Source organism: Shinella sp. Sh6 (assembly GCF_055392685.1).
This window is the reverse complement of the sequence record NZ_AP044005.1, coordinates 2,990,475-3,012,902: the sequence shown is the minus strand read 5'-3', so window position 1 is coordinate 3,012,902 and position 22,428 is coordinate 2,990,475. Positions and strand designations below refer to the sequence as shown.

Here is a 22,428-nt window from a genome sequence, read left to right as displayed (position 1 = left end):
ATGCCCTGGCGAGCTTCTTCATCGCCCGCCCGGTCTTTGCCATCGTGCTCGCCATCGCCACGCTGCTTGGCGGCGTCATGGGCATCTATTCGCTGTCGATCTCGCAATATCCGGACGTGGCGCCGGTCACGGTGCGCATCGGCGCGAACTATTCCGGCGCGACGGCCGAGGCTGTCGAGAACTCGGTCACGACCAAGATCGAAAGCGTGCTGACGGGCCTCGAAGGGCTCCTCTACATGGAGTCCACCTCCAGCACCGGCTCGTCCTCCATCTCGCTAACCTTCGCAAGCGGCACGGACCCGGAACTGGCGCAGGTGGAGGTGCAGAACAAGCTCGCGCGCGTCGAATCGCAACTGCCGGAAGCCGTGCAGAACGCCGGCGTCACCGTCTCGCGCTCGCCCTCCGGCATCCTGATGATCGGCAACATCGTCTCGCGCGACGGGCGCTATACCTCGTCCGAGCTCTCCGACATCATGTCGAGCAGCATCGAGGAGCGGATCGAGCGCCTCGACGGCGTCGGCTCGGTCCAGTCCTTCGGGAGCGGCTATGCCATGCGCATCTGGCTCGATCCGGACCAGATGCAGAAATACCAGCTCGTTCCCTCCGACGTCACCGCGGCGATCCAGGCGCAGAACGCGCAGGTCGCCGCCGGTTCCATCGGCGCGACGCCTGTGGTGCGCGGCCAGCAGCTCAAGGCTAGCATCGTCGCGCAGACGCAGATGACCTCGGCGGACGAATTCAAGAAGATTATCCTCAAGACCGCGCCGGACGGTTCCGTCGTGCGGCTCGGCGACGTGGCGCGGGTGGAGATCGGGCTGGAGAAATACGGCCAGAGCTCGACCTATAACGGCATGCCAGCCGCCGGCTTCGGCGTGCAGCTTGCCAGCGGCGCGAACGCGATCACCACGGCCGACGCCGTCCATGCCGAACTCGACAGCCTTGCCGGCTCGCTGCCGGAGGGCGTCGAGATCGCCTATTCCTACGAGACGACGCCCTTCGTCGAACTGTCCATCGAGAAGGTTGTGCATACGCTGATCGAGGCGGTCGTGCTCGTCTTCCTCGTGCTGCTGCTCTTCCTGCAGAACCTGCGGGCGACGCTCATTCCGATGATCGCCGTGCCGGTGGTGCTGCTCGGCACCTTCGGGGTGCTGGCGGCGCTCGGCTATTCCATCAACATGCTGACGATGTTCGCCATGGTGCTGGCCATCGGCCTTCTCGTCGACGACGCCATCGTGGTGGTGGAGAATGTCGAGCGCATCATGACGGAGGAGGGGCTTTCCGCACGAGAAGCCACCGAGAAGTCGATGGGCGAGATCACCGGCGCGCTGATCGGCGTGGCGCTGGTGCTGACGGCGGTCTTCATTCCCATGGCTTTCTTCTCCGGTTCCGTCGGCGTCATCTACCGGCAGTTCTCCGTCACCATCGCCAGCGCCATGATCCTCTCCGTGCTTGTCGCGGTCGTCCTGACGCCGGCGCTCTGCGCGATGCTGCTGAAGCCGACCCATGGCGGGCTTGCCGCGCGTATCTTCGGCGGCTTCAACCGCGGCTTCGAGAAGACGACGCGCGGCTATGTCGGCGCGGTCGGCCGCCTCGTGCTGCGGCCGCTGCGCATGCTCGTCGTCTTCGCCGCGCTGCTCGGCGGGGCCTGGTGGGTCTATACCCAGCTTCCGTCCTCCTTCCTGCCGGAAGAGGACCAGGGCGTGCTGATGACGCAGATCACCCTTCCGGCCGGGGCCAATGCCGCCCGCACGCAGGCCGTCATCGACATGGTGGAGGATTATTTCCTCAACGACGAGAAGGACGCGGTGGAGAGCGTCTTCATGACGCTCGGCTTCGGCTTCGGCGGCAGCGGGGAGAACGCCGCCATGGCCTTCGTGCGCCTCAAGGATTTCGACCAGCGTACCGACAGCGCGCTGTCGGCCTCCGCCATCTCGCAGCGCGCCTCGGCCCATTTCCGCAAGATCCGCGACGCCGAGGTCTTCGTGCTCGCCCCGCCGGCCATCCAGGGCCTCGGCCAGAGCAACGGCTTCTCGATGTATCTGGAGGATACCGGCAACCGGGGCCGCGACGCGCTGATCGCGGCCAGCAACACGCTTGCCGACCTCGCGCTCAAGGACGATACGGTCGGCAACGTGCGCGGCAATACGCGCACGCTGGAAAGCCAGCTCAAGATCGACATCGACCAGGAGAAGGCCGGGGCGCTCGGCGTCGGCATCAGCGGCATCAACAACCTGATCTCGGTCGCCTTTGCCGGTAGCAACGTCAACGACTTCGTCTATAACGGCGAGATCAAGCCCGTCTATGTGCAGGCGGATGCGCCGTTCCGCATGCAGCCGGGGGATATCGAGCGCTGGTATGCCCGCAACGATGCCGGCGAGATGGTGCCCTTCTCCGCCTTCGCGACGACGAAATGGGTGCAGGGCTCGCCCTCGCTCTCGCGCTTCAACGGCACGGCCGCCATCGCCATGAACGGCTCGGCCCAGCCCGGCGCGAGCTCCGGCAATGCCATGGACCGCATGGAGGAGCTCGTCGCCGGCCTTAACGGCGGCTATGCCTCCGCATGGTCCGGGCTTTCCTATCAGGAGCGGCTGGCGGGCTCGCAGGAGGCGATGCTCTACGCCGTCTCGCTGCTCGTCGTGTTCCTTTGCCTTGCCGCGCTCTACGAGAGCTGGTCCATTCCCTTTTCCGTCATCCTTGCCGTGCCGGTCGGCGTGCTCGGCGCGCTCGTCGCGGCGTGGCTCTTCGGCCAGTCGAACGACGTCTATTTCAAGGTGGGCCTGCTCACGACCATCGGCCTCACGGCGAAGAACGCCATCCTGATCGTCGAATTCGCCAAGGATTTGCGCGACCAGGGCAGGAGTGCGGTCGAGGCTGTGCTTGAGGCCGCGCGCATGCGCCTTCGCCCCATCGTCATGACCTCGCTCGCCTTCATCCTCGGCGTGCTGCCGCTCGCCTTCGCGACGGGCGCAAGCTCGGCGGCGCAGAACGCCATCGGCATCGGCGTTATGGGCGGCATGATCGCAGCCACCGTGCTCGGCGTCTTCTTCGTGCCGCTGCTCTTCGTGGTGATCGCCGGCCTACGGCGCGGTGGCGCTGCCAAGGTCGAGGCAAGCCCATAATTCGTCGACCCGGGCGGTGACGTCCGGCGTCATGGCGAGCACGCGGCCCCATTCGCGCTCCGTCTCGGCGCCGATCTTGGTGGTGGCGTCGAGGCCGAGCTTGCCGCCGAGGCCGGATTTCGGCGAGGCGAAGTCGAGATAGTCGATCGGCGTGTTCTCCACGACCATGAGGTCGCGGCTGGCGTCGAAGCGGGTGGAAAGCGCCCAGATCACGTCCGGCCAGCTTCTCACGTCGATGTCGCCGTCCACGGCGATGATCAGCTTGGTGTAGCTGAACTGCGGCAGCATGGACCAGAGGCCCATCATCACCCGCCGCGCCTGCCCGGGATAGCGCTTGTCGATGGAAACCACCATGGCGCGGTAGGAGCAGGCCTCGGGCGGCAGCCAGAGGTCGCGGATTTCCGGGAACTGGCGCTTGACCAGCGGCACGAAGAGTTCGTTCATCGCCTCGCCGAGCCGGGAGGGCTCGTCCGGGGGGCGGCCGGTATAGGTCGAGAGGTAGAGCGGGTTCTTCCGCATGGTGATCGCCGAGAGCGTCATCACCGGGAAGGGCTCGACGGCATTGTAGTAGCCGGTGTGGTCGCCATAGGGGCCTTCGTCCGCCGTCTCGCTCATCGAGACCATGCCCTCCAGCACGATTTCCGCGCTCGCCGGCAGGGGAAGGGGGACGGTGAGGCCGCTTGCCGTCTCCTGCCGCCGGCCGGCAAGGACGCCGGCGAAGGCAAGCTCGCTCATGCCGTCCGGCAGCGGCATGACGGCGGACAGGATCGTCGCGGGATCGGCGCCGATGACGACGGCGACCGGCATGTCGAGGCCCCTGGCCTGCCAGAGGCGGTGGTGCCGCGCCCCGCCGCGATGGGCGAGCCAGCGCATGATCAGCCGGTTCCGGCCGAGCCTCTGCATGCGGTAGATGCCGACATTGATATCCGAAGGATCGTCCGGCGAGGCGGTGATGACGAGCGGCCAGGTGACGAGCGGGTCGGGCTCGCCGGGCCAACAGGTCTGGATGGGAAGCCGGCCGAGGTCGATATCCTCGCCGCGCCGGACGATCTCCTGGCAGGGCGGGCGCCGCACCGCGCGCGGGTTCATCGAGAGCGCGGCCTTCAGGTGCGGCAGCTTCCCCCAGGCATCGCGCAGCGAGCGCGGCGGGCGCGGGTCGCGAAGGTCGGCGAGGAACGTGGCGAGACGCGGCAGCCCGCCGGTCTCCAGCCCCAGCCCCCATTCGATGCGCTCGCGCGTGCCGAAGAGATTGGCGAGAAGCGGGATCGGCTGGATGTTGCCCTCCGCATCGACCGGCCGCTCGAAGAGCAGGGCCGGGCCCTCTTGCGCCAGCACGCGGCGGTGGATTTCCGTGACCTCGTGAACGAGGCAGACGGGCGCGGAAATGCGCTTCAGCCGCGCCCGCCGTTCCAGGAGGGCGACGAAATCCTGAAGGCTGTCGAAACGGCGCGGGATCGAGGCATCGGCTTTCATGCCGGCTCCCTTGCCGGGGAAAAACGTCCCGGTCTTTGTGCTGGCGCAAACTCCTTCCGCGCATGGCTCCCTAGGTTCCGGCCAATCGCATCTCGTCAGGGCCTTTCCATGTCGTCGCTTCCCCCGATCCTCGCAAAGCCGGTTGATATCGCGCCGATCTGGCTGGTGGAGCGGGTGGCGCGGCTCATCTTCTCGGGAGTTCTGAAGGCGCATCCCGATCTCTTCGAACGGCTCGGCGACTACCGGCAGACCCGCTACGGCTTCTCGCCGACCGACCTGCCGCTGCATTTCACCGTCGTCCCGGCGGCGCAGCACCTCACCGTCTCGCGCGGCCAGCCGCCGCTTGTCGATGCGCGCATCGAGGGGCCGCTGGTGCTGCTGCTCGGCCTTCTCGAAGGCCGGTGCGACGCGGATGCGCTGTTCTTCTCGCGCGACCTTTCCGTCACTGGCGATATGGAGGCGATGCTGGCGCTGCGCAATGCGCTCGACGACAGCGCCATCGACCTGCCGCGCGAGCTCGGGGCGCTGGCCGGGCCGTTCTCGCCGCTCGTTGCCGGCACGGCGCGCTACATCCGCACCAAGGCCCTCGAAGGAAGGGATACGACATGGAACTGATCTGCCCCGCCGGCACGCCCGCCGCCTTCCGCGAGGCGGTGGAGGCCGGCGCCGACGCCGTCTATTGCGGCTTCCGCGACGAGACCAACGCCCGCAATTTCCCCGGCCTCAATTTCAGCCGCGAGGAACTGCGCCAGTCGATCGCGCTCGCCCACAGCCGGCGGGTCCTCACCTTCGTCGCGCTCAACACCTTCATGCGGGCGGGCGACGAGGCGCTGTGGTACCGGGCGGCCGACGATGCGGTGGCGCTCGGCGCCGACGCGCTGATCCTCGCCGATTTCGGCCTGATGGCCTATGTCGCGGAAAAGTACCCCGAGCAGCGGCTACACGTCTCCGTGCAGGCGTCCGCCTCCAATCCGGATGCCATCCGCTTCCTCATCGAGGCCTTCGGGGCAAAGCGCGTCGTGCTGCCGCGTGTCCTCACCGTGCAGGACATCGCCCGGCTGACGCGGCAGATCGCCTGCGAGGTGGAGGTCTTCGCCTTCGGTGGGCTCTGCGTCATGGCGGAGGGGCGCTGCTCGCTTTCCTCCTACGCCACCGGCAAGTCGCCCAACATGAACGGCGTCTGCTCGCCGGCAAGCCATGTGCGCTACCGGCAGGACGGCGAGGAGCTGGTCTCCGAGCTCGGCGCCTATACGATCAACCGCTTCGGCGCGGGCGAGGCCTCCGGCTATCCGACGCTCTGCAAGGGACGCTTCGAGATCGGCGACGTCGCGGGCTATGCCTTCGAGGATCCCGTCTCGCTCGACGTGATCGACGAGATCGACGCGCTGCGGGCGGCCGGCGTCTCGGCGCTCAAGATCGAGGGGCGCCAGCGCGGCAAGGCCTATGTCGCCGAGGTGGTTTCCTCCCTCAAGAAGGCGCTGCGCGCGGCGCCCGCCGAACGGGCGGCGCTCGTCGCCCGCCTTCGCGCCATGAGCGAGGGCCAGCGCACCACCACCGGCGCCTACGACAAGCGCTGGCGATAGGAGACGACATGACGACGACGCGCAAACCGTCCCTCAGCCTGGGGCCGGTCTATTTTCTCTGGGACGGGCCGAAGTGGCGGGATTTCTATTTCCGCATCGCCGACGAGGCGCCCGTCGAGCATGTCACGCTCGGCGAGACGGTCTGTTCCAAGCGCCAGCATTTCAGCGAGCCGCACATCGCCGAGGTGATCGAGCGGCTGGAGGCGGCGGGCAAGAGGGTGACGCTCTCGACCCTCGCCATGGTGACGCTGGAGCGCGAGAGCCGGCATGTGCGCGATCTCATCCGCGACAGCGAGCATCCGGTCGAGGCGAACGACCTCTCGGCGCTCGGCCTTCTCAGGGACCGGCCGCATTCCATCGGCCCGCTCGTCAACGTCTACAATGCCGCGACGGCGCGCACGCTCGCCGCGCGCGGGGCTGAGAACATTTGCCTGCCGCCGGAGCTGCCGGCCGCGTCCGTCCTGCAGATGCTCGCCGCCATGCCGGATTTCTCCTTCGAGCTCTTCGCCTTCGGCCGCATGCCGCTCGCCATCTCCGCGCGCTGCGCCCATGCCCGCTCCAAGGGGCTGACGAAGGACAATTGCCAGTTCATCTGCGGCGAGGAGCCGGACGGCCTGCCGCTGCGCACGCTCGACAAGCAGTCCTTCCTCGTGCTGAACGGCGTGCAGACCATGTCGAACAGTTGCGCCGTGCTCGTCGACGATCTCGCGCCGCTGGTGGAGGCGGGGCTGTCGCGGGTCCGGCTTTCCCCGCAGGATTGCGACATGGTGAGGGTGGCCGGCCTCTACCGTGCCGTGCTCGACGGCCGTATGGACGGCGAGGAGGCGATCGCGGAACTGGCGGAGGTCTATCCGGGCGTCCGCTTCTCGAACGGCTTCCTGCATCAGCAGGAGGGCGCGGCCTGGGTCTCGCGCGGGCGCAACGCGGCGATGGGGCACGGCTGAGGGGACAATTCAGGCGAAGACGTCGCGCGACTGCTCCCTCGCCGAGAGCAGGGCTTCCAGGATCATCTTCTCTGAAAAGACGTGGCGGCGGAGACTCTCCTGGAAGCCGCCGATCATGCGGGAGACCGCTTCCGGCGGCAGCGTGCAGCAATCGTCGGCGATAGCCTGCAGCGTCTTCGAGATCTCGCCCGCGGCGAACTGGTCGCAGCGGTGCTCGGCCTTCAGGCGCTCGATGGTGATCGTCGCGAAGCGCGAGCCGGCATGATGGTCGAAATCGGGAAAGAGCAGGCGCTCCTCCAGCTCATGCGCCGATTTCAGGAGCGGGACGATGGTCTCGGCAAGCTCGCGCAGCTCCCCGGCGATGGCGGGATCGCCCGCCGCTTCCTCGAGGCGCAGGCAAAGGTCGAGCAGGCGGGAATGCAGCGTCTCCAGCCGGCCGATATCGGCGGCAGCCAGTACGGGTTCGCTCATGGCGCCCTCCTACTGGCCGAAGAACAGGACGGCGGCGATGACGACCGAGGCGCCGACGGCGGAGATCGTACCGGCCCCCTGCAGCACGCCCATGCGATAGAGCACCAGCGCGAAGCCGGCGATGACCGGGGCCGCGACGACGAGGCCGAACTGAGCGTCCGTCATGGAAGGATCCTTTCGTTTTGCCGTCATCATGCCGCGCGGGGCATCGCCGCTCTTTGTGCCGGCGCAAAGAAGGCCCCGGCTCGCCACGCTAGGGAAGCCCCATGGCGACGATAGATGACATGGACATTGCGGCGGGCAGCGCGGAGAGCGGCGAAGCCGACTCGCTCCTGCTCTGGATCCTCGTATGGAGCGAACTTGCCGCCTTCGGCGCGCTGCTCGTCGCCTTCATGGTGATGACGGTGGTGGATGTGGAGAGGGCGGCGCTGCTGCGCTCGCATCTCCATCCGGGGCTTGCGGCGCTCAACACGGTGCTTCTCGTCATGAGCGGCTGGCAGGCGGCGCTGGCCGTGCGCCGCGGCGATGGCGCGGTCCGCGGACCGCTGCTGCTCGCCGCGCTGTTCGGCCTTCTCTTCGCCACGGTCAAGCTCGTCGAATACGGCGTCGAGATTCGCTCGGGCATCGCCGCCGCCGGCGGGCTTTCGGAACTCTATTTCCTCATCACCGGCTTCCACCTGCTGCACGTCGTCTTCGGGGCGGGCGTTCTCCTTCTCGTCGCCTGGCGGCCTTCGCGGGCGAACGTGGTGATGATCGCCACGCTCTGGCACGCGATCGATCTCGTCTGGCTCGTGATGTTCCCCATCGTCTATCTCACCTGAGGCACCCATGACCCGACAGGCCCGCGAACAGTTCATCGCCACCCTCGCCATGCTGTTGACGCTCGCCGCCGGCGGCGCGCTCGTCGGCGGCCTCAGCGGCGGGCTTCTCGTGCCGGTCGCCGCCGTGCTGGTCATGGCCTTCGCCAAGGGCCGCCTCGTCATCCTCGATTTCATGGAGCTGCGCACCAGCCGCGGCATCCTGCGCTCCGCGCTGCTCGCCTGGCCGGCGGCGCTCCTGTCGCTCGCGCTCGTCCGCGCGCTCGCCGTCACGTTCATCGGCTGACGAACCGCCCCGGTCTTTGCCAATGCGCAAAGACCGCGTCGCCCCCGTGGCTAGAACCTCGGGTGTCCCGCATGCCGGCGAGGGGATCGCCGGCGAACCACCGCGGGGTTTTGTCGCCGGGCCCCTTGAGGTTCGGCAAGGGAAAGGACCAGGGGATGGCAGAGCGCCTAACCAAGACCGGGGCCCGCAACGTCTTCTATGGCGGGTCCATCTTCTTCTTCACGATCTTCGTCGGGCTGACGGCCCACTCCCACTATTACATGCGCACGACCTCCACCGACGAGTCGACGCTGACCGACAGCGTCGTGCGCGGCAAGCATGTCTGGGAAAAGAACGCCTGTATCAACTGCCACACGCTCTTGGGTGAGGGCGCCTATTTCGCGCCCGAGCTCGGCAATGTGTGGAAGCGCTACGGCGGCGTCGAGGATCCGGAAGGCGCGCGCGAGGCGCTGAAGGCCTGGATGGCCGCCCAGCCGAGCGGGGCGGAGGGCCGGCGGCAGATGCCGCAATTCAACCTCACCGAACAGGAGGTCAACGATCTCGCCGACTTCCTCGAATGGACGAGCAAGATCAAAACCCAGGACTGGCCGCCGAACGACGCCGGTTGACCGATTGCGCTCAGGAGACAAGACATGAAATATCAAACGCAAAAGGTCGCGATGCTGTACTTCTACGGCGCGCTCGGCCTCTTCCTCGCCCAGCTGGCCTTCGGGGTCCTCGCCGGCACGATCTACGTGCTGCCGAACACGCTTTCCGAGCTGCTGCCCTTCAACATCGTGCGCATGATCCACACCAATGCGCTCGTCGTCTGGCTGCTCATGGGCTTCATGGGCGCGACCTACTACATGATCCCGGAAGAGACCGAGACGGAGCTTTACAGCCCCAAGCTCGCCATCGTCCAGTTCTGGCTGTTCTTCGCCGCCGCCGGGCTCACGGTGGTCGGCTACCTCTTCCGCATCCATGAGGGCCGCGAATTCCTCGAGCAGACGTTCCCGGCCAAGATCGGCATCGTCATCGTCGCGCTGATGTTCCTCTTCAACATCACCATGACGGCGCTGAAGGGCCGCAAGACCACGGTCATCAACATCCTGCTCTTCGGCCTGTGGGGCCTCGCGCTCTTCTTCCTCTTCGCCTTCTACAACCCGGCGAACCTGGCGCTCGACAAGATGTACTGGTGGTATGTCATCCACCTGTGGGTCGAGGGCGTGTGGGAGCTGATCATGGCCTCCGTGCTCGCCTTCCTGATGATCAAGCTCAACGGCATCGACCGCGAGGTCGTGGAGAAGTGGCTCTACGTCATCGTCGGCCTCGCGCTCTTCTCGGGCATCCTCGGCACGGGCCACCACTACTACTGGATCGGCGCGCCGGGCTACTGGCAGTGGATCGGCTCGCTCTTCTCGACGCTGGAAGTGGCGCCCTTCTTCACCATGGTCATCTTCACCTTCGTGATGACCTGGAAGGCCGGCCGCAACCATCCGAACAAGGCCGCGCTGCTCTGGTCGATCGGCTGCTCGGTCATGGCCTTCTTCGGCGCGGGCGTCTGGGGCTTCCTGCACACGCTGTCGTCGGTGAACTACTACACCCACGGCACGCAGGTCACCGCCGCGCACGGGCACCTCGCCTTCTTCGGCGCCTATGTGATGCTGAACCTTGCCATGATGGCCTATGCGATCCCGGAAATCCGCGGCCGCCAGCCCTACAACCAGTGGCTCTCGATCGCCAGCTTCTGGATCATGTGCACGGCCATGTCGGTGATGACCTTCGCGCTCACCTTCGCGGGCGTCGTGCAGGTCCATCTCCAGCGCGTGCTCGGGGAAAGCTACATGGACGTGCAGGACCAGCTTTCGCTGTTCTACTGGGTCCGCCTCGGCTCGGGCGCCGTCGTCCTCGTCTCGGCGCTGATGTTCATCTGGGCCGTGCTCGTGCCCGGCCGCGAGCGTGCCGACAGCCTCACCCGTCTGGTCCAGCCGGCCGAGTGAGTGCTGGCCGGCCCCGTCATCCCACGGGGCCGGCACCTCTTTCCTGAAGTTTTGGAGATCGAAATGAACGTCATGCTCAAGGCCGCGCGCGCCGACATTCCCGCCTACAGCCCCTCGGGCAATGAATGCGCTCTCTTCGAGAAAGCCTGGGTCCGCCAGCTTCCGCTCCTCCTGAAGGGGCCGACCGGCTGCGGCAAGACGCGCTTCGTCGGCCACATGGCCGCAAAGCTCGGCCTGCCGCTCTCGACGGTCTCCTGCCATGACGACCTTTCGGCCGCCGACCTCACCGGGCGCTATCTCCTCAAGGGCGGCGACACGGTCTGGGTCGACGGACCCTTGACGCGCGCGGTGCGCGAGGGGGGCGTCTGCTACCTCGACGAGATCGTCGAAGCGCGCAAGGACGTCGCGGTCGTCCTCCATCCGCTCACCGACGATCGGCGCATCCTGCCGCTGGAGCGCACCGGCGAGGTGCTGGAGGCGCCGGCCGGCTTCATGCTCGTCGTCTCCTACAATCCCGGCTACCAGAACCTCCTCAAGGCGCTGAAGCCCTCCACCCGCCAGCGCTTCGTCGCCATCGAATTCGACTTCCTGCCGAAGGCCGCGGAAATCCTGGTCGTCGCCGCCGAGAGCGGGCTGGACGAGGCACGCATCGCGCCGCTGGTCGAGCTCGCCCATCGCCTCAGGGCGCTCAAGGGCCACGACCTCGAAGAGGGCGTCTCCACGCGCCTCCTCGTCTATTGCGCCTGCCTCATCGACAGCGGCATGGACGTGCGCGAGGCCGTTCGCGCGGCGATGATCGAGCCGCTGACGGACGAGCCGGACGTGCGCGCCGCCCTCCTCGAAGTCGCCGACGCGATGATCCGCTGAGGTCCGCCATGCTGGATTTCCTGGAGCTCGAGGAAACCGTCGGCCGGGCCTGGCACCGGCTGGTGGGCAAGGCCGGCAGCTGGCCGCGCCATCCCGGCCACGCCGTGCGGCTGGAAGACGTGCGGCCGGTGCTGGCCGTCTGCTTCCGCGGCTTCGGCGGAGAGGGTGCGGTGCAGATCGCGCCGGCCCGCGGGCGCACGTCGACGCATCGCCTCAGGCTGCGCGAGCGCATGGGGCTCGGCGAGGAGAAGCTTGTCCAGCCCGGCCGCGATCACGCCACGCTGATGCTGCCCGGCGAAATCGACCTCTTCGCCGACCGCGGCCTCAACCGGGACCTCTACATCTGGCTTGCCGCCGCCATGGCGGTGATGCCGCTCGAACCGATCACCGAGAGCGATCCGCTGCAGCGCGACCTTGCCGCGCTCCGGCGCGCCGAGGCGACGGCGAAGGCCGTGCTCGCCGCCTTTCCGGGCCTTGTCCGGCGCTATCGCCGGCTCTGCGCCGCGACGCTGGAGGCGCGCCTTGCCCGGCCGCTGCCCTCCATCGAGCGCCATGTCGAGAACCGCATCCTCGGCCTTCTCAGGAAAGGCGCGGGATTTGCCGACGAGACGATGCCCGTCATCTTCCCGCACCGCGCGCCGCCGCGCTACCTGCCGATGCTGCCGGTGCCGCTCTGGCCGGATGCACTGCTGCGCGCCGAGGGCGAGGGGCGCGGTGAGGACGACCAGCCGGCGGCGGGCGGCACGCCGCTTGCGCCTGAGACCGGCCGCCATATTGCGCAGCGCGAGGCGGCGGAGAAGCGCAAGGGCGAGCGCAGTCCCTTTATCCTCAACCGCTTCGAGAAAATCCTGGCGATGGCCGAGATGGTCAATGTCGACCGCCCCGGCGACGACAGCGACGACCACGATTCCAGCGCCGCCGACGAGCTTGACGACATGACGCTCGGCGAGCGCAAGGGGCGGCCCGCCGCCCGCTTCCGCTTCGATCTCGACCTGCCGCCCGAAGCGCTCGACCGCTCGCGGCTGACGGGCGAATACACCTATCCCGAATGGGACTACCGCACCGGCACCTATCTGCCGGACCATTGCCATGTGCTCGCTTCGCCCGCCCCAGACACGGCGGCGGTGCCGGAGGCCGATGCCGATACGAAGAGCCTCATCCGCCGCGTGCGCCGGCAGTTCGAGGTGCTGAGGCCGCGCCACGAGATGCTGCGTGCCCAGCTCGACGGGGCGGAACTCGACCTCGATGCCGTGGTGCGCGCGCGCAGCGACCTTGCCGCCGGCGGACAGGGCAGCGACCGCATCCACCTGATGAGCCGGCCGCAGGCGCACGACCTTGCCGTCACCATCCTCGTCGACGTGTCGCTGTCGACCGACGCCTGGTTCGACAACCGCCGGGTGCTCGACGTGGAGAAGGAGGCGCTGACGGTGCTCGCCCACGGGCTTGCCGCCTGCGGCGACAGCCACTCGATCCTCACCTTCACCTCGCGCCGGCGCTCCTGGGTGCGGGTCGAGACGGTCAAGGATTTCGGCGAGCCGATGGGCCGTGGCGTGGAGGCGCGCATCGCCGCGCTGAAGCCGGGCTTCTATACCCGCATCGGGCCGGCGATCCGCCATGCGGCGGCGAAGCTGCGGGAACAGCCGAACCGCCGCAAGCTCCTGCTCCTCCTCACCGACGGCAAGCCGAACGACGTCGACCATTACGAGGGGCGCTTTGCGCTGGAGGACAGCCGTCGCGCCGTCATGGAGGCGCGCCGCACCGGCGTCAGCGTGTTCGGGGTGACGGTGGACCGGGAGGCGCAGGCCTATGTGCCGGCCCTCTTCGGCCGCAACGGCTATGCCATCGTCGGCAACATTGCCCGGCTGCCGGCTGCGCTGCCGGCAATTTATCGCGGTCTCGTGGGATAGAGGCTGGAGACCGCGAGGAAGGGCCCGGCATGCCGCACCATGCCGGGCCCTTTTCGTTTCAGGCGGCCTTGCTGTGCGTGCGGGCCGTCTCGCCGATATAGGCGTCGAAGGCGGCGGCGACGGCGCGGATGATGAAGCGATGGTCCTGCCGCACGGTGACGGTGCCGCCGCGCACGTCGATCGCCCCGTCCTCGGCGAGCGCCGCCAGACGGGCATTGCCCTCGATCAGCGGCGCCGCGTCGAGGCCGTGGCGGGCGGCGATGGCGGCGACGTCCACGCGGAAATCGCACATCAGCCGCTCGATGATCTCCGCGCGCAGCCGGTCCTCGGCGGTCAGGCGGTAGCCCTTGACGGTGGCGAGGCGGCCGGAGGCGATGCGCTGGGCGTAGAGCCCCGGCGGCACCTCGTTCTGGACGTAGCCCTCCGGCGTGCGGCCGATGGCGGAGGCGCCAAAGCCGATCAGCGTCGTGCAGGCGTCCGTCGTATAGCCCTGGAAATTGCGCCGCAGCCGCCCGCGCCTGGCCGCAAGCGCAAGGCCGTCGCCCGGTAGGGCATAGTGGTCGAGGCCGATGCGGACATAGCCGGCGGCGGTGAGCGTTTCGGCGATCGCCTCGGCCTGCGCCATGCGTCCCGCGGCATCGGCCAGCGCGCGCTCGTCGATCAACCGCTGGTGCTTCTTGAAGGAGGGGATGTGAGCATAGCCGAAGACGGCGAAGCGCTCCGGCCGCATGGCGACGGCGGCCTTCGCCGTCTCGATGCAGGAGGCGACCGTCTGGTGCGGCAGGCCGTAGATCAGGTCGAAGTTGATGCCCTCGACGCCCGCCTTGCGCAGCCGGGTCACGGCCTCGACCGTCTGCGCCTCGGTCTGGATGCGGTTGATCGCCTTCTGCACGACGGGGTCGAAGCTCTGCACGCCGAGGCTCGCGCGGGTGACGCCCGCTTCGCCCAGCGCGTCTGCCATTTCGGGCGTGAGGGTGCGCGGGTCGATCTCGACCGCGATCTCCATGCCGGCCATGAAGGCAAAGCGCGCGCGCAGGAGGCCGATGAGGTCGCAGAACTCTTCCGGCTGCATGATCGTCGGCGTGCCGCCGCCGAAATGCACATGGCGAATCTTCAGCCGCCGCTCGACCTTCTCCGAGACGAGGTCGATCTCCCTGCGCAGCATGTCGATGTAGTCGAGGATCGGCTCGTCGCGCTGGGTGATCGTGGTGTGACAGCCGCAATACCAGCACATGGAGCGGCAGAAGGGGATGTGGAGATAGAGCGAAGCCTCCGTGCCCGGCTTCACGGCGGAAAGCCAGTCTCCGTAGGTGCCGACGCCGACGGCCGGCGAAAAGCCGGGGGCGGTCGGATAGCTCGTATAGCGCGGCAGCCGCGCCTCGCCGTATTTTTCGATCAGGGCCTGTTGCATGGCGCTTCCTCTGTCCGTGATGGTCCGTCGAGGGGAGCCTAGGAGGGGCGGGCGGGCCCTTCTTTGCGAAAAGCCAAGCAGGGCGCCATCGCGGCCGGATTTGAGGAATTGTTTGCGCATCGTCAAAGTGGAGGCCGGAAGCGGGGGCTAGCCTCGGCTGGTTCCGGTCGGGTCGGCCGTGCTCTCCGGAACGGGATCGGAGCGGCCGGGACGGAAATATCGACCATGTCTGACCATCAGGAAAAGCCCTCCATCGACGTGCGCACCATACCGCCGCGCGAACGCCATCCGCGCATCTTCGGCATGCTGGGTTCGCTGCTTCCGGGCACATCCATGCTGATCACCAGCGACCACGATCCGCGTCCGCTGCACTACCAGCTCGAAACCAATTTCCCCGGCCAGTTCGGCTGGGACTACCTGGAAGAGGGGCCGGACGTCTGGCGCGTCGAGATCGGCCGGATGGACGAGGGCGGCTGTGAATGCTGCTGCGGCTCGGACCACTAGTTCCGTTCGCATGCGATTCCGGACGCCAGACGCTGCGCAGGGCGGCCGGAATTGCCACGGTATAGGGCGCGGCGAAGGAGAAACGACATGCCGGGCGCCACGCTCTCCCGCTGGACGATGTCCTATTTCGCCATCGCCTGCCTGATGCTCCTCACCGCGCAGGGCCTGATGGCCGCGGGCTACGGCTATCCGGCGGCATCGATCGGCGCGCCGGAAACGCTCGTCGTCGTGCATGTCACGGTGATCGGCTGGCTGAGCCTGCTGATGGGGGGCGCCCTCCTGCAGTTCGTGCCGGTGCTCGTCGCCCGTCCGCTCGTCGGCGGGCGTTTCGCGGCGCCCGCCCTCGTGCTGCTTGCCGGCGGGCTTGCCGCGCTCGTCGCGGGCTTCGTGGCGCTCTCGGGCAGCCTCGACCTGCCGCTTTTCCTCCTGCCGCTCGGCGGCGGCATGCTCCTTGCCGGCTTCGGCCTCCTTGCGGGCGTTCTCGCGGCGACGCTTCGTACGGCGCGCCCGCTGCCGCTGCCTGCCCGTTTCGTGGCGGCGGGGCTCGTCTGTCTCCTTGCGGCCGTTCTTGTCGGCGCGGCCTTCACCGCCGGCCTTTCGGGGCTCGACGAAAGCGCGCCGCTTGCCCGGCTGCTGGCCGACGGCGTGCCGCTGCACGCGGCGCTCGGGCTCGGCGGCTGGCTCTCCGTCACGGCGGTCGGCGTCAGCTACCGGCTGCTCGCCATGTTCCTGCTGGCGCCGGAGACCGACCGGCGGACGAGCCGCGCCGCCTGGTGGGCCATGGTGCTGGCGGCGGGGCTGGTCGCCTTGTGCGTCGTCCTCGTGCTCTTCGCCGTTTCCGGCGTGGAGGCGCTGTTTACCGCAGCGCTCGTCCTCTCGCTGGCGGCGGTCGCGCTCTACGGCGGCGACGTGCGGCACATCTACCGTTCGCGCAAGCGCAAGCAGGCGGAGCTGAACATCCGCGCGACCTTTCCCGCCTTTTCCGCACTCGGCCTTTCCCTCGTTCTCCTCAATGTCCCGGCCGTAAGAGGTGGCGAGGGCGTTGCGGCGGCGGTCTATCTCTTCGTCTTCGGCTGGCTGACGGGGCTCGGGCTTGCCCAGCTCTTCAAGATCGTCGCCTTCCTGACCTGGCTGGAGGCCTATGGTCCCATTCTCGGCCGGATGCCGGTGCCGCGCGTGCAGGACCTTGTCGAGGAGCGCCATGCGCGTATCCTGTTCGGGGTCTATTACGCCGCATGCGCGGCGGCGGCGCTCGCCCTTCTTGCCGGTGCGCCCGGCATGTTCCGGGGGCTGGTGGCCCTGCAACTCCTCGCGACGCTGGCGCTGGCGCGGGAGTTCATCCGCACACGCCGGCTCGCCGTCGTGCCGGCGGCGCTTCGTGCGCCGGCCGGCATGGTGCGGCCTCATCTGTTCCTGCCTCTTTCCGCTTCAAGGAGATGACCATGCCCGATGTTTCAACCGAGACTGCACCGAAGGTCCTCGACGTGCGGCCGATCCTGCAGAACGGCGGCGAGCCGTTCCAGGAGATCATGCAGGCCGTCACTACGCTCGCCCCGGGGCAGGGCCTGAAGCTCGTCGCCCCTTTCCGTCCGCAGCCGCTCTTCCAGGTCATGGAGGGGCGCGGCTTCGACCATGAGGCCCGCGAGATCGGAAACGGCCATTGGGAGGTGCTGTTCACGCCGCGCGCGGACGTGGCGCCGGTCGAGACCTCGGCCGATGCCGACAGCCCGGAGACCTGGCCGGATCCCTCGCTCCATCTCGACCTCTCCGACCTCGATCCGCCGGAGCCGATGGTCCGCATCCTCGCGGCGGCCGAGGAGCTGGAGGCAGGCAAGGTGCTCTTCGCCGTGCTCTCCCGCGAACCGATCTTCCTCTTTCCGGAGCTGAGCAAGCGGGGCCACCAGTGGGCCGGCAATTTCGACGAGACGGGCACGGCCTATCGCATCCTCGTGCGGGTCGGCCGGCCGAAGGCATAAGACCATGGATGAGGACGAAAAAGCCGCGCTGGCGCAGGATATCCGCAATGCGCTGCGCATGATCATCGACCCGGAGATCGGCCAGAACATCGTCGATCTCGGCCTGATCTACGACATAACCGTGGAGGAAGGCGGCATCGCCCGCGTCACCATGACCACCACGACGCGCGGCTGCCCGGCGAGCGGCTATCTGAAAGAGGCGGTGGGCAATTGCGTCTGGTATGTGCCGGGCGTCGAATATGCCGAGGTGCACATGACCTACGAGCCGCCGTGGTCGCCGGACATGATGACGACGGCATGAGGAAACGGCCCGGAGGAAGCTCCGGGCCGTTCCACTTCCAGCGTTTTCCGGGCGGCCGCCTAGACGAAGATCATGACGGCCGCCGCACCGATGCCGATCAGGATGAGCCCGGCGACGAGCATGGGCATCAGGCTGCTGCCGTTCAGGTCGCGGCCGCTGACGTCTTCGCTGGAAAACACGAACGGCTTGCGCGTCTCTTCTTTGTCCATGGAAACCTCCGTTATTGTGGTAAATCATATACCACTTTGAGGGGACGGTCTACGCGACCAAAAAACGCAGCCTCGCCGCCGAGAGTGCGTGGGCGGGGCGGCTTTGCCTTGCTTGTGCCCGCGCAAAGATGCCCTTCCGCCGGCCGCGCTATCTTCGCCCGCCGCCATGGAAACGAGGGACACGATGCAGATAGCCATCCTCACGATATCGGACCGCGCCAGCCGCGGGCAGTACGAGGACCTGAGCGGCCCCGCCATCGAGGAATGGCTGCGCGAGACGATCGTCTCGCCCTTCGAGATCGTGCGGTGGATCGTTCCGGACGGCTTCGGTCCGGTCCGCGATGCGCTGGTGGAGCTGTGCGACGAGCAGCGCGTCGATTTGATCCTCACCACAGGTGGGACGGGCCCTTCGCCGCGCGACGAGACGCCGGAGGCGATGCGCGCGGTCATGGCGAAGGAGCTGCCCGGCTTCGGCGAACAGTTGCGGCGGGCGAGCCTTGTGCAGACGCCGACCGCCATCCTCTCCCGGCAGACGGCCGGCACGCGCGGCAGCACATTGATCATAAACCTGCCCGGCAAGCCGACCTCGATCCGCGTCAGCCTCAACGCCGTCTTCGCTGCCGTGCCCTATTGCCTCGACCTGATCGGCGCGGGCAGGATCGAGACGGATCCCGCCCGCCTCAACGCCTTCAGGCCCGTGTCCCCGGCCTGATGGGCGCGGGGAAGGGCGCCCGCTCGCGCCCGTTGCTGGCCTTCCATCCGGCGGGCGTGTTCTTCGCGCTTGCCGCGCTCATGGCGGCCATGCTGCCCTGGCTCTGGCTGCTGCCGCTTGCGGATCCGCGGCTGGCGCATGTGCGGCTCGGCCTGTTCGGCTTCGGCGGGGCGGCCGTCTGCGGCTATGTCATGACGGCGCAGAAGGCCTGGACGGGGCGGCCGCTTCCTCTGCCGGCCCCTGGCATCGGCGCGCTGGTGCTGGCCGCGCGCCTCGCCTCGCTTCTTTGCCGGCCCGAGGCGCTCTGGCCGGTCCTGCTGCCGGCGCCGGCCCTTGCCCTTGCGATCCTGTGGCCCGTCCTGCGGGCGGGGCGGTGGGACAAGGCGCCTCTGGCTGCGGTGCCGCTGATGCTGGTCGCGGCCGAGGCGCTGCTGCCCGTCCAGCCCGGCCTTGCCGGAGTGCTGCCCGAGGCGATGGCCGTGCTCGTCTTCCTCGTCGGCGGACGGCTGGTACCGGCCTTCACCGCCGAGGCGCGCCGCCGCCGCGGGCTTCGCCCGCCCTGCGGGCTGCCGCTCTGGCTGGGGGCCGTGCCGCTGGGCACCGGTCTCCTGCTGCCAGGCATCGCCGGAGCCGGCGCATTGCTCGCGGCTGCGCTCTGGGTTCTTTGCCACGGCCTCGACGGCCTCCGGTCGGGCGCGGCCAACCGTATGCTCTGCCTCGGCTATGCCGGCCTCGTTCCCGGTCTGCTCGCGATCGCCGCCGCAAGGTCGGGGCTGGTGCCGCATCTGGCGGAGGTCCATGCCCTGACCATGGCGGTCATGGGGCCGATGATCCTCGCGGTCGCGGCGCGCGTGTCGATGCGGCGTGCGGCCGGGGCGGAGCTCCGGCCCCGGCGGCGGCACTGGATTGCCTTCTGCCTCGTCTTTGCCGCCGCCGCGGCACGCATCATGGCGGAAGTGTCCGGGCCGTCCGTCCCGTGGCTTTCGGTCGCCGGGGCCGCATGGTCCCTTGCCTGGCTCCTCTTCCTGTCGGCGCATGCGCATGCGCTGGCGAAGCCTGCGCCCTTCCCTCTTCTCAGCGCCATGCGGGGTGGCTCGTCCCTGTGAACTCCACGCGGCTTCACCAGTCCGTGACTTGCATACTAGTCGACTAATTGCTAACACTGGCCCCACGATACGCAATCCGCAAGGGGGATGAGATGCGTCAGACGTGGCGGTGGTTTGGGCCGAAGGATCTCGTCTCGGTCGACGATATGCGGCAGGCGGGCGTGGAGGGCGTCGTCTCGGCGCTGCACCACGTGCCGACCGGCACGGTCTGGTCTTCCGAGGAGATCGCCGAGCGCCAGCGGGTCGTCGGCCTCATGGCGGACGGTGCGCCCTCCGGGCTTGCCTGGGAGGTGGTGGAGAGCCTGCCGGTCTCGGAGGACATCAAGAAGCAGAAGGGCGACTGGAAGGCGCATATCGCCGCCTGGAAGGAAAGCCTGACGAACCTCTCCCGCGCCGGGATCGAGATCGTCTGCTACAATTTCATGCCGGTGCTGGACTGGACGCGCACCGACCTTGCCTATCGCCTGCCGTCCGGCGCCACCTGCATGCGCTTCGACGTGGTCGATTTCGCCGCCTTCGACATCCATATCCTGAAAAGGCCCGGCGCGGCCGAAAGCTTCCCCGCCGACGTGGTCGAGGATGCCGCGCGCCGCTTTGCCGGAATGGACGACGACTGCCGCCGCCAGCTTGCCGGCAACGTCGTCTTCGGCCTGCCGGGCGCTGCCGAATCCTTCACGCTCGAGGACGTGCGCGCCCATCTTGCGGAATATGCCGCCATCAGCGAGGAGAGCCTTCGCGGCCATCTCGTCGATTTCCTCGCCGAGGTCGCGCCGCTGGCGGAAAAGCTCGGCGTGCGGATCTGCTGCCACCCGGACGACCCGCCGTTCCCGCTCCTGGGCCTGCCACGCGTCATGTCGACCGAGGCGCATTATCGCCACGTCATGGATGCGGTCGACATCGCCGCGAGCGGCATCACGCTCTGCACCGGCTCGCTCGGCGCGCGCCTCGACAACGACCTGCCGGGCATGATGCGGCGGCTCGGCGACCGCGTGCATTTCCTGCACCTGCGCAACGTTCTCTGCGAAACCCCGCAATTCGGCGGCTCCTTCCACGAGGCGGGGCATCTGGAGGGCGGCACGGACATGGTGGCGATGATCGATGCGATCCTCGCCGAGGAACGCCGCCGCAAGGCGGCCGGCCGGGCCGATTGCAACATCCCGATGCGGCCCGACCACGGGCAGGACATCCTCGACGACCTCAAGCGGCAGGCGCAGCCGGGTTATCCCGCCATCGGCCGCCTCAAGGGCCTTGCCGAGCTGCGCGGCATCATGACCGCCCTTGAGCATCCGGCCGTGCGCGGTGCGGGGCGATGAGGCTCTCATCCAAGGCGGAGCCGCTCGACGGCTATCCGGCGGGCTGGCCGGGCTATGCGCCCGAGGAGAGGAAAACCGGGATCGTGCATCTCGGCCTCGGCGCCTTCGCGCGCGCCCATATCGCCGCCTATACCGATGGCGCCATGGCCGCCGGCGGCGGCGACTGGCGGATCCTCGGCGTTTCCCTGCGCGGCGAGGACGTGGCGAACGCCCTCAACCCGCAGGACGGCCGCTACACCCTGATCGAACGCGGCGAGACGCCGGATGCCCGCATCGTCGGCGCGATCGCCGGTGTCGTTGCCGGCGGGGATCTCGGCCCGCGCGTCCTCTCCGCCATGACGGAGGCCGGCTGCCGGATCGTCAGCATCACCGTCACGGAAAAGGGCTACGGGCTCCTGCGCAGCGGCGGCTGTGACGAGAGCCATCCGGCGGTCGCCGCCGACCTTCTTTCGCCCGCGGCGCCGCGCGGCGTCCTCGGCCTGATCGCGCAGGGGCTTGCGCGCCGCTTTGCAGGCGGCCTGCCGCCTTTCACCGTCCTCAGTTGCGACAACCTGCCGGAAAACGGCACCCTGCTCCGGGCGGCGGTGATCGATTTCGCGCGGCGCGCGCACGGTCCCGCCCTTGCGGAGCGGATCGCCGAAGAGGTCGCCTTCCCCTCGACGATGGTGGACCGCATCACCCCGGCCGCGACGGCGCGCACGCGGGCCGATGCCGCCGCGCTGACCGGCTACGAGGACGAGGCGGCCATCGAGACGGAACCGTTCAGCCAATGGGTGATCGAGGACCGCTTCCCCGCCGGCCGCCCCGCCTGGGAGGCGGCCGGCGCGCTCTTCGTCCCGGATGTCGCGCCCTACGAGAAGATGAAGCTCAGGATGCTGAACGGCAGCCATTCCATGCTGGCCTATGCCGGCTTCCTCAGCGGGAAGACCTATGTCTGCGACGTCATGGCGGATGGCGCGCTCGCCGCGCTCGTGCGCCGGCACATGACGGCCGCGGCGGCGACCCTGCCGGACATCGCCATGGACCTTGCGGCCTATGCCGACAGGCTCTGCGCGCGCTTCGCCAACCCGGCCATCGCCCACGAGACACGGCAGATCGCCATGGATGGCACGCAGAAGCTGCCGCAGCGTATCTTCGCGCCCGCCCTCGAAGCGCTGGCGCGCGGCAACGACGTCGCGCCCTTCGCCTTCGCGACGGCGGCCTGGATGCGCTACGTGCTGGACCGGGGCGAACATCCGCTGAACGATCCGCGCGAAAAGGAGCTCTCGGCCGCTCTGGCGGACACGCCGCGCGAGGATGCGGCGGCGATCTTCTCCGCCCTTGCCGCGCTGCCGGATTTCCTTCCCGAAGCGCTGTCGCACGGCGCCTTTGCGGAGGCGACGATCTTGAGGCTCGGCCGCATGCTGTCGCTCGGCATGGAGAAGGCGATCGGCGCGGAAGCCGGATAGG

23 protein-coding genes are annotated in these 22,428 nt (G+C 68.4%); 18 read left to right on the top strand and 5 right to left on the bottom strand.

The window, feature by feature from the left end; genetic code table 11:
• The first annotated feature begins 5 nt into the window (after positions 1-5).
• Entirely contained in the window at positions 6-3,119 is a 3,114-nt protein-coding gene (locus ACZ5TO_RS14405; RefSeq protein WP_464800397.1) for an efflux RND transporter permease subunit, read from the top strand.
• Here ACZ5TO_RS14405 and ACZ5TO_RS14400 read toward each other — a convergent pair.
• A complete protein-coding gene (locus tag ACZ5TO_RS14400) occupies positions 3,078-4,592 on the bottom strand; it encodes a UbiD family decarboxylase (protein ID WP_464798580.1) in 1,515 nt (504 codons plus the stop codon). The two genes, ACZ5TO_RS14405 and ACZ5TO_RS14400, sit on opposite strands and share 42 nt — an antisense overlap.
• Positions 4,593-4,700: 108 nt before the next feature.
• On the opposite strand from ACZ5TO_RS14400, the gene ubiT reads away from it, so the two are divergent.
• From ubiT to ubiV, 3 genes are read left to right on the top strand one after another with little or no spacing between them, the layout of a single operon-like run.
• Entirely contained in the window at positions 4,701-5,207 is a 507-nt protein-coding gene (gene ubiT / locus ACZ5TO_RS14395; RefSeq protein WP_464798579.1) for a ubiquinone anaerobic biosynthesis accessory factor UbiT, read from the top strand.
• A complete protein-coding gene (gene ubiU, locus ACZ5TO_RS14390; RefSeq protein WP_464798578.1) occupies positions 5,198-6,175 on the top strand; it encodes a ubiquinone anaerobic biosynthesis protein UbiU in 978 nt (325 codons plus the stop codon). The genes ubiT and ubiU overlap by 10 nt, the downstream gene beginning before the upstream one ends.
• An 8-nt stretch (positions 6,176-6,183) precedes the next feature.
• Complete coding sequence (gene ubiV / locus ACZ5TO_RS14385; RefSeq protein WP_464798577.1) at positions 6,184-7,119, top strand: ubiquinone anaerobic biosynthesis protein UbiV; 936 nt, start codon at positions 6,184-6,186, stop codon at positions 7,117-7,119.
• 9 nt (positions 7,120-7,128) lie between these two features.
• On the opposite strand, the gene ACZ5TO_RS14380 is transcribed toward ubiV, so the two are convergent.
• Positions 7,129-7,590, bottom strand: a complete 462-nt coding sequence (locus ACZ5TO_RS14380) for a hemerythrin domain-containing protein (protein ID WP_464798576.1) — start codon at positions 7,588-7,590, stop codon at positions 7,129-7,131.
• Positions 7,591-7,599: 9 nt separating this feature from the next.
• Positions 7,600-7,755: a hypothetical protein gene (locus ACZ5TO_RS14375; RefSeq protein WP_184145316.1), complete on the bottom strand. Its 156-nt coding sequence runs from the start codon at positions 7,753-7,755 to the stop codon at positions 7,600-7,602.
• A gap of 101 nt (positions 7,756-7,856) precedes the next feature.
• Here ACZ5TO_RS14375 and ACZ5TO_RS14370 point away from each other — a divergent pair, with 101 nt between their 5' ends.
• The 6 genes from ACZ5TO_RS14370 to ACZ5TO_RS14345 all read left to right on the top strand — a co-directional run bounded on the left by ACZ5TO_RS14370 (position 7,857) and on the right by ACZ5TO_RS14345 (position 13,447).
• Positions 7,857-8,411 carry a cytochrome c oxidase subunit 3 gene (locus ACZ5TO_RS14370; protein WP_464798575.1) on the top strand — a complete coding sequence of 185 codons (555 nt, stop codon included), beginning with the start codon at positions 7,857-7,859 and terminating at the stop codon, positions 8,409-8,411.
• Positions 8,412-8,418: 7 nt separating this feature from the next.
• Positions 8,419-8,694: a cytochrome C oxidase subunit IV family protein gene (locus ACZ5TO_RS14365; protein ID WP_184145314.1), complete on the top strand. Its 276-nt coding sequence runs from the start codon at positions 8,419-8,421 to the stop codon at positions 8,692-8,694.
• Positions 8,695-8,849: 155 nt separating this feature from the next.
• Positions 8,850-9,302, top strand: a complete 453-nt coding sequence (locus ACZ5TO_RS14360; protein ID WP_184145313.1) for a c-type cytochrome — start codon at positions 8,850-8,852, stop codon at positions 9,300-9,302.
• Between the two features lie 24 nt (positions 9,303-9,326).
• A complete protein-coding gene (locus ACZ5TO_RS14355) occupies positions 9,327-10,673 on the top strand; it encodes a cbb3-type cytochrome c oxidase subunit I (RefSeq protein ID WP_464798574.1) in 1,347 nt (448 codons plus the stop codon).
• Positions 10,674-10,736: 63 nt separating this feature from the next.
• Positions 10,737-11,540: an AAA family ATPase gene (locus ACZ5TO_RS14350; protein WP_464798573.1), complete on the top strand. Its 804-nt coding sequence runs from the start codon at positions 10,737-10,739 to the stop codon at positions 11,538-11,540.
• Positions 11,541-11,548: 8 nt separating this feature from the next.
• Positions 11,549-13,447: a nitric oxide reductase activation protein NorD gene (locus tag ACZ5TO_RS14345; protein WP_464798572.1), complete on the top strand. Its 1,899-nt coding sequence runs from the start codon at positions 11,549-11,551 to the stop codon at positions 13,445-13,447.
• Positions 13,448-13,505: 58 nt separating this feature from the next.
• On the opposite strand, the gene hemN is transcribed toward ACZ5TO_RS14345, so the two are convergent.
• On the bottom strand, positions 13,506-14,858 hold the full coding sequence (gene hemN, locus ACZ5TO_RS14340; protein WP_464798571.1) for an oxygen-independent coproporphyrinogen III oxidase: 1,353 nt from the start codon (positions 14,856-14,858) through the stop codon (positions 13,506-13,508).
• A gap of 225 nt (positions 14,859-15,083) precedes the next feature.
• Between hemN and ACZ5TO_RS14335 the strand changes: the two genes are divergently transcribed.
• The 4 genes from ACZ5TO_RS14335 to ACZ5TO_RS14320 all read left to right on the top strand — a co-directional run bounded on the left by ACZ5TO_RS14335 (position 15,084) and on the right by ACZ5TO_RS14320 (position 17,639).
• A complete protein-coding gene (locus ACZ5TO_RS14335) occupies positions 15,084-15,362 on the top strand; it encodes a DUF2249 domain-containing protein (protein WP_184145308.1) in 279 nt (92 codons plus the stop codon).
• An 87-nt stretch (positions 15,363-15,449) separates the two neighbouring features.
• Complete coding sequence (locus ACZ5TO_RS14330) at positions 15,450-16,802, top strand: hypothetical protein (protein WP_464798570.1); 1,353 nt, start codon at positions 15,450-15,452, stop codon at positions 16,800-16,802.
• A 2-nt stretch (positions 16,803-16,804) separates the two neighbouring features.
• Positions 16,805-17,338, top strand: a complete 534-nt coding sequence (locus ACZ5TO_RS14325; RefSeq protein WP_380780060.1) for a DUF2249 domain-containing protein — start codon at positions 16,805-16,807, stop codon at positions 17,336-17,338.
• Between the two features lie 4 nt (positions 17,339-17,342).
• Positions 17,343-17,639 carry a metal-sulfur cluster assembly factor gene (locus tag ACZ5TO_RS14320; RefSeq protein WP_184145305.1) on the top strand — a complete coding sequence of 99 codons (297 nt, stop codon included), beginning with the start codon at positions 17,343-17,345 and terminating at the stop codon, positions 17,637-17,639.
• Positions 17,640-17,698: 59 nt separating this feature from the next.
• On the opposite strand, the gene ACZ5TO_RS14315 is transcribed toward ACZ5TO_RS14320, so the two are convergent.
• Complete coding sequence (locus ACZ5TO_RS14315) at positions 17,699-17,848, bottom strand: hypothetical protein (protein ID WP_184145304.1); 150 nt, start codon at positions 17,846-17,848, stop codon at positions 17,699-17,701.
• A 184-nt stretch (positions 17,849-18,032) separates the two neighbouring features.
• Between ACZ5TO_RS14315 and mog the strand changes: the two genes are divergently transcribed.
• The 4 genes from mog to ACZ5TO_RS14295 all read left to right on the top strand — a co-directional run bounded on the left by mog (position 18,033) and on the right by ACZ5TO_RS14295 (position 22,427).
• The gene (mog, locus tag ACZ5TO_RS14310) at positions 18,033-18,560 is read left to right on the top strand and encodes a molybdopterin adenylyltransferase (RefSeq protein ID WP_464798569.1); all 528 of its coding nucleotides are present in this window, start codon (positions 18,033-18,035) and stop codon (positions 18,558-18,560) included.
• A complete protein-coding gene (locus ACZ5TO_RS14305) occupies positions 18,560-19,666 on the top strand; it encodes an NnrS family protein (protein WP_464798568.1) in 1,107 nt (368 codons plus the stop codon). The genes mog and ACZ5TO_RS14305 overlap by 1 nt, the downstream gene beginning before the upstream one ends.
• A 92-nt stretch (positions 19,667-19,758) precedes the next feature.
• Positions 19,759-20,979, top strand: a complete 1,221-nt coding sequence (gene uxuA, locus ACZ5TO_RS14300) for a mannonate dehydratase (protein ID WP_464798567.1) — start codon at positions 19,759-19,761, stop codon at positions 20,977-20,979.
• The gene (locus ACZ5TO_RS14295) at positions 20,976-22,427 is read left to right on the top strand and encodes a mannitol dehydrogenase family protein (protein WP_464798566.1); all 1,452 of its coding nucleotides are present in this window, start codon (positions 20,976-20,978) and stop codon (positions 22,425-22,427) included. Before uxuA ends, ACZ5TO_RS14295 begins: the two co-directional genes overlap by 4 nt.
• Position 22,428 lies beyond the last annotated feature (1 nt).

Bases quoted from the DNA above. Each gene is read 5' to 3' on its own strand.
- ACZ5TO_RS14325 (WP_380780060.1), top strand. From the start codon at position 16,805: ATGCCCGATGTTTCAACCGAGACTGCACCGAAGGTCCTCGACGTGCGG.
- ACZ5TO_RS14320 (WP_184145305.1), top strand. From the start codon at position 17,343: ATGGATGAGGACGAAAAAGCCGCGCTGGCGCAGGATATCCGCAATGCG.
- ACZ5TO_RS14400 (WP_464798580.1), bottom strand. From the start codon at position 4,592: ATGAAAGCCGATGCCTCGATCCCGCGCCGTTTCGACAGCCTTCAGGAT.
- ubiV (WP_464798577.1), top strand. From the start codon at position 6,184: ATGACGACGACGCGCAAACCGTCCCTCAGCCTGGGGCCGGTCTATTTT.
- ACZ5TO_RS14365 (WP_184145314.1), top strand. From the start codon at position 8,419: ATGACCCGACAGGCCCGCGAACAGTTCATCGCCACCCTCGCCATGCTG.
- ACZ5TO_RS14360 (WP_184145313.1), top strand. From the start codon at position 8,850: ATGGCAGAGCGCCTAACCAAGACCGGGGCCCGCAACGTCTTCTATGGC.
- ACZ5TO_RS14370 (WP_464798575.1), top strand. From the start codon at position 7,857: ATGGCGACGATAGATGACATGGACATTGCGGCGGGCAGCGCGGAGAGC.
- ACZ5TO_RS14375 (WP_184145316.1), bottom strand. From the start codon at position 7,755: ATGACGGACGCTCAGTTCGGCCTCGTCGTCGCGGCCCCGGTCATCGCC.
- ubiU (WP_464798578.1), top strand. From the start codon at position 5,198: ATGGAACTGATCTGCCCCGCCGGCACGCCCGCCGCCTTCCGCGAGGCG.
- uxuA (WP_464798567.1), top strand. From the start codon at position 19,759: ATGCGTCAGACGTGGCGGTGGTTTGGGCCGAAGGATCTCGTCTCGGTC.
- ACZ5TO_RS14350 (WP_464798573.1), top strand. From the start codon at position 10,737: ATGAACGTCATGCTCAAGGCCGCGCGCGCCGACATTCCCGCCTACAGC.
- ACZ5TO_RS14335 (WP_184145308.1), top strand. From the start codon at position 15,084: ATGTCTGACCATCAGGAAAAGCCCTCCATCGACGTGCGCACCATACCG.
- ubiT (WP_464798579.1), top strand. From the start codon at position 4,701: ATGTCGTCGCTTCCCCCGATCCTCGCAAAGCCGGTTGATATCGCGCCG.
- ACZ5TO_RS14295 (WP_464798566.1), top strand. From the start codon at position 20,976: ATGAGGCTCTCATCCAAGGCGGAGCCGCTCGACGGCTATCCGGCGGGC.
- hemN (WP_464798571.1), bottom strand. From the start codon at position 14,858: ATGCAACAGGCCCTGATCGAAAAATACGGCGAGGCGCGGCTGCCGCGC.
- ACZ5TO_RS14345 (WP_464798572.1), top strand. From the start codon at position 11,549: ATGCTGGATTTCCTGGAGCTCGAGGAAACCGTCGGCCGGGCCTGGCAC.
- mog (WP_464798569.1), top strand. From the start codon at position 18,033: ATGCAGATAGCCATCCTCACGATATCGGACCGCGCCAGCCGCGGGCAG.
- ACZ5TO_RS14305 (WP_464798568.1), top strand. From the start codon at position 18,560: ATGGGCGCGGGGAAGGGCGCCCGCTCGCGCCCGTTGCTGGCCTTCCAT.
- ACZ5TO_RS14315 (WP_184145304.1), bottom strand. From the start codon at position 17,848: ATGGACAAAGAAGAGACGCGCAAGCCGTTCGTGTTTTCCAGCGAAGAC.
- ACZ5TO_RS14330 (WP_464798570.1), top strand. From the start codon at position 15,450: ATGCCGGGCGCCACGCTCTCCCGCTGGACGATGTCCTATTTCGCCATC.
- ACZ5TO_RS14380 (WP_464798576.1), bottom strand. From the start codon at position 7,590: ATGAGCGAACCCGTACTGGCTGCCGCCGATATCGGCCGGCTGGAGACG.
- ACZ5TO_RS14355 (WP_464798574.1), top strand. From the start codon at position 9,327: ATGAAATATCAAACGCAAAAGGTCGCGATGCTGTACTTCTACGGCGCG.